Annotated in this window: 7 protein-coding genes; 4 read left to right on the plus strand and 3 right to left on the minus strand. The window is 68.7% G+C overall.

Annotated features, from left to right (window positions below):
- From ACY0I8_RS16780 to ACY0I8_RS16790, 3 genes are all read left to right on the plus strand, one after another.
- Positions 1-450: EamA family transporter (locus ACY0I8_RS16780; protein WP_461395664.1), on the plus strand; the 450-nt coding region annotated here is incomplete at its 5' end.
- A 117-nt stretch (positions 451-567) separates the two neighbouring features.
- Positions 568-1131, plus strand: coding sequence for a GNAT family N-acetyltransferase (locus ACY0I8_RS16785; RefSeq protein ID WP_461395665.1), 564 nt, complete (start codon positions 568-570; stop codon positions 1129-1131).
- Between the two features lie 36 nt (positions 1132-1167).
- Positions 1168-2055, plus strand: coding sequence for a hypothetical protein (locus ACY0I8_RS16790; RefSeq protein ID WP_461395666.1), 888 nt, complete (start codon positions 1168-1170; stop codon positions 2053-2055).
- Positions 2056-2062: 7 nt separating this feature from the next.
- Here ACY0I8_RS16790 and ACY0I8_RS16795 read toward each other — a convergent pair whose 3' ends face one another.
- The 3 genes from ACY0I8_RS16795 to ACY0I8_RS16805 all read right to left on the minus strand — a co-directional run bounded on the left by ACY0I8_RS16795 (position 2063) and on the right by ACY0I8_RS16805 (position 3226).
- Positions 2063-2482 (minus strand): secondary thiamine-phosphate synthase enzyme YjbQ, encoded by a 420-nt coding sequence (locus ACY0I8_RS16795; RefSeq protein WP_461395667.1) that lies wholly within the window; start codon positions 2480-2482, stop codon positions 2063-2065.
- 73 nt (positions 2483-2555) lie between these two features.
- Positions 2556-2966, minus strand: coding sequence for a putative toxin-antitoxin system toxin component, PIN family (locus ACY0I8_RS16800; RefSeq protein ID WP_461395668.1), 411 nt, complete (start codon positions 2964-2966; stop codon positions 2556-2558).
- The gene (locus ACY0I8_RS16805; protein WP_461395669.1) at positions 2963-3226 is read right to left on the minus strand and encodes an AbrB/MazE/SpoVT family DNA-binding domain-containing protein; all 264 of its coding nucleotides are present in this window, start codon (positions 3224-3226) and stop codon (positions 2963-2965) included. Before ACY0I8_RS16805 ends, ACY0I8_RS16800 begins: the two co-directional genes overlap by 4 nt.
- A 183-nt stretch (positions 3227-3409) precedes the next feature.
- Here ACY0I8_RS16805 and ACY0I8_RS16810 point away from each other — a divergent pair.
- Positions 3410-4006, plus strand: a 597-nt coding sequence (locus ACY0I8_RS16810; RefSeq protein WP_461395670.1) for an SDH family Clp fold serine proteinase, incomplete at its 3' end; no start/stop codon positions are given.

Below are 4006 nucleotides of genomic sequence, written 5' to 3' on the forward strand. Positions count from 1 at the left end.
CCCGGCCTCGGGTGGGCCGAGCCGCTGCGGGCCCTGGCCCGGGAGCGGGGGAGCCGGCTCATGCTGGCCGTGGCCGCCCTCTACAGCGTGACCTCGGCCCTGGGGAAGATCGCGGTGGTGCACTCCGACCCGGTCACGTTCGGGCTCCTCTACTACGCGGCGCTCACCCTGTGCCTGACCCCCTGGGCCCTGAGGCCGGGGAAGGGTGGGGCCCCCCGCTGGAGCGCCGACCTCCTGGGCGTGGGGGTGTTTTCGGCCCTCATGATCCTCGCCCACTTCGCGGCGATCCGGATCGCGCCGGCCAGTTACATGATCGCGCTCAAACGAACGAGCGTGCTGTGGTCGATCCTGCTGGGGGGAACCTTGTTGCGGGAAACGGGCTGGAGGCGCAGGTTGGCCGCGGGCGCCGTGATGGTGGCGGGGGTCGGGCTCATTGCAGGCTCGTTTTGAACGGGCGTTTGGCCGCTTGACTTTCCCGGGCCGTTTGATACCCTGCGGCCGTTTCCCGGCCGGATGGGCCGGGACGAGCGAATCCCGCGGTCCGGTGTTTTCCCGGGGAGGAAGGCGATGTTCAACTTTTCGGTGTTCCGGAAGTTCGTCACGCTCAACAACGGCCGGCGAGTGCTCCTGCGGCCGCTGCTGGAGGAGGATCACAAACTTCTCTACGATCTGTTTCACGAGGCCTCCGAGGACGACACCCGGTTCCTCAAGGACGAGGTCAAGGAGCCCATCGTGGTGGAACGGTGGATCGCCAACCTGAACTACGACCGGGTGATGCCGCTGGTGGCCTTCTGCGACGGCCGGATCGTGGGGGACTGCGCCGTGTACCTGGGCACCAAGAGCGCCCGGCACGTGGGGGAGATTCGGATCTTCCTGGCCCAGGACTTCCGGGGGGTGGGCCTGGGGAGCAAGATGATCCTCGAGATGTGCGACATCTGCAAAAAGCGCGGCCTGTGGTTCCTCAAGGCCGAGGTGATCCTGGAGCACGCCAAGGTGGTGAAGGCGTTCCGGCGCCTGGGGTTCGACCTGCGGTGCACCCTCGACGACTATTTCATGCGCAAGGACGGGGTCACCCACGACATCGCGCTCATGATCAAGCGGCTCAAAAAGCCGGAGGAATACACCTTCTAGCCGCGGTTGTCGGGTAGGGGGGCGAAAGGGCGGGAGATGGGCGGGCCGGACGGCGGGGGGCGGGGATTCGCCCCCGAGGAGGCGGTGCGCTGGGCCCAACGCCTCCGGCGCGAGCGGTTCGGCCTGTCGGTGGCCACCCTGGCGGTGGTGCTCCTGGCCACGTTTTTGATCACCCGCCTGGGCCTGGGCACGATCTCCCCGGGGCGGTGGGCGGTGCTCCTGCTCGCGGCGGCCGGCGGGGTGGCCGGATTCTACGCCCTCTTCGCCACCGACGCCAATCTTCGGTTCCGCGAGCCCTCCCTCACGCGGGAGCAGATCTTCTTCTGGTCCGTGTGGGGGCTGTTGCCCCTCGCCTGGCTCCCCAGGGCCCGCCCGATCATTCTCCTCTTTTTCCTGGCCCCCTTCTCGTTCGGGATGCTCGCCCTCACTCTCCGGCAGTACCTGGGGCTGGTGGCCGCGGTGTGCGCGGCCTACGGGGGGCTTCTGGCCTTCGAGTACGCCCGGGCCCCGGCGGCGTTCGACGTCCGCTACCAGCTGTTCCTCTTCGCCATCTTTTCTCTCCTCCTCACCTGGTTCGCAGTGTTCGGGGGGTTCGTGTCGGGCCTGAGGGAGCGGCTCCGGGCCCAGCGCGACCGGCTGGTCGAGGCCCACGGGGCCCTGGCGGCCGAGGTGGAGGAGCGCCGCCGGGTCCAGGCCGAAAACGAGCGGTTGATCGGGGAACTGCGAAAGGCCCTGGCCGAGATCAAGACCCTCCAAGGGCTCCTGCCGATCTGCGCCTCGTGCAAGAAGATCCGGGACGACGAGGGGGCCTGGCGGCCCCTGGAGGCCTATCTCAGCGAGCACACCCACGCCGAGTTCACCCACGGGATCTGCCCGGAGTGCCGCGACCGGCTCTATCCCGACCTCAAACGCTCCACGGACTGACCTCCCTTCACTCCCCGATGATCTTCACGAGCACCCGCTTGCGGCGCCGGCCGTCGAACTCCCCGTAGAAGATCTGCTCCCAGGGGCCGAAATCCAGCCGGCCCCCGGTCACGGCCACCACCACCTCCCGGCCCATCACGGTGCGCTTGAGGTGCGCGTCGCCGTTGTCCTCGCCCGTGCGGTTGTGGAGGTACCGGCTCAGGGGTTCGTGGGGGGCGAGGTCCTCGAGCCAGCGCTCGAAGTCCTGGTGGAGCCCGGGTTCGTCGTCGTTGATGAACACCGAGGCCGTGATATGCATGGCGTTCACCAGGCAAAGGCCCTCCCGGATGCCGCTCTCCCGCAGGCAGGCCTCCACCTGGGGGGTGATGTTGAGGAACGCCCGGCGGGTGGGGGTCTGGAACCAGAGTTCCTTGCGATAGCTCTTCACCGCGATTCTCCTTTCTTCGCCCTGTCGCGGGTTGGGGAGGCGCTCCCGAGGGATGCGCCCGCGGTTCTCCGATCTATCCCGCGCCGCGGAGGCGGTCTACGAACTCCGCGGGCCGCAGCACCGTCACCCCCGGGATCCCGGTGACCGCCAGGAGGTGCCGGTCGCCGCTCACGATGATCTGGGCGGCCCCGCCCAGGGCCGCCTCGACGAACTTGAGGTCGTGGGGGTCCGCGCAGACCGTGGGGTCGACGCGGACCGGCTGGACGAGCCTCGTCTTGGAGAAGAGGAGGCGGAGCACCGGCTCCGGGTTGATCGGAGGGTACCGCTCGGCGATGCGCCGGAGAACCGCCTCGTACTCCGCCAGGATCGCCTCGGAAACCGCGATCTCGATCCGTCCGTCGCGCCAGGCGTCGAGGATCGCTTGGGGCAGGCCCCCGAAAAACACGGCCGAAACGACCACGTTCGTGTCGACGACGACCCTCATGCGCCCCGCCGCACCTCGTCGAGGACGGCCCGGGCCGCCTCCGGCGTGAGTCCCGCCTCCCGGGCCTGGCGCCGCGCCTCGGCGATGATCTCATCGAACTCGTCGGGTGCCGGCGGGGTGATGGCCTTGAGCACCACCGCGTCCCCCTTCCCGACCACCACGAACTCGGTGCCGGGCCGAAGCCCCAGGGCCCTGCGGATGGCCTCGGGGATCACCACCTGCCCCTTCGAGGACATCCGGGTGGTTGCCATCGGACTCATGGGATCCTCCTTTGGGTCGTCCCCAGGGACACGCGATTTCCTTACAGGTAAGACAGGGTAGCCCCGGAGACGGGGCGGGTCAAACGACACCCCCCCGGTACGGCCGCCCTCGCTTTGACGAACCCGGGTGCCGGGTCCATATTGGAGCCCCCGAGACTCCCCCGGAACGGAAAGGAGACCGCGATGAGCCCGTTGGACCTCTTCTGGATCTTCTTCATGGCCTCGGCCCTCCAGCCCCTGTTTCGCCAGCGCATGGTCGAGGCGGCCCGGAAGCGGTTGATCGCCCGGATCGAGAAGGAACGGGGGTCCCGGGTGATCCTCATGGTGCACCGCCAGGAGACCATGAGCCTTCTGGGGTTTCCGGTGTTCCGGTACATCGACGTCCACGACTCCGAGGAGGTGATCCGGGCGATCCAGATGACCGACCCGGACGTGCCCATCGACATCGTGCTCCACACCCCGGGCGGGCTGGTGCTGGCCTCGTACCAGATCGCCCGGGCCATCGCCCGGCACAGGGCGAAGACCACCGTGTTCGTGCCCCACTACGCCATGAGCGGGGGCACCCTGATCGCCCTGGCCGCCGACGAGATCGTGATGGGGGAGCACGCGGTGCTGGGGCCGGTGGACCCCCAACTGGGGCAGCAGCCCGCCGCGAGCATCCTCAAGGTGCTCGAGCAAAAGCCCGCCGAGAAGATCGACGACCAGACCCTGATCCTGGCCGACGTGGCCCAGAAGGCGATCCGCCAGGTGCGCGACAGCGTGAAGGGGCTTCTCCAGGGC

The organism is Deferrisoma sp., from assembly GCF_054681715.1.

Coding starts and splice junctions, on each gene's coding strand:
- ACY0I8_RS16785 (WP_461395665.1), top strand. CDS start 568: ATGTTCAACTTTTCGGTGTTCCGGAAGTTCGTCACGCTCAACAACGGC.
- ACY0I8_RS16790 (WP_461395666.1), top strand. CDS start 1,168: ATGGGCGGGCCGGACGGCGGGGGGCGGGGATTCGCCCCCGAGGAGGCG.
- ACY0I8_RS16800 (WP_461395668.1), bottom strand. CDS start 2,966: ATGAGGGTCGTCGTCGACACGAACGTGGTCGTTTCGGCCGTGTTTTTC.
- ACY0I8_RS16805 (WP_461395669.1), bottom strand. CDS start 3,226: ATGAGTCCGATGGCAACCACCCGGATGTCCTCGAAGGGGCAGGTGGTG.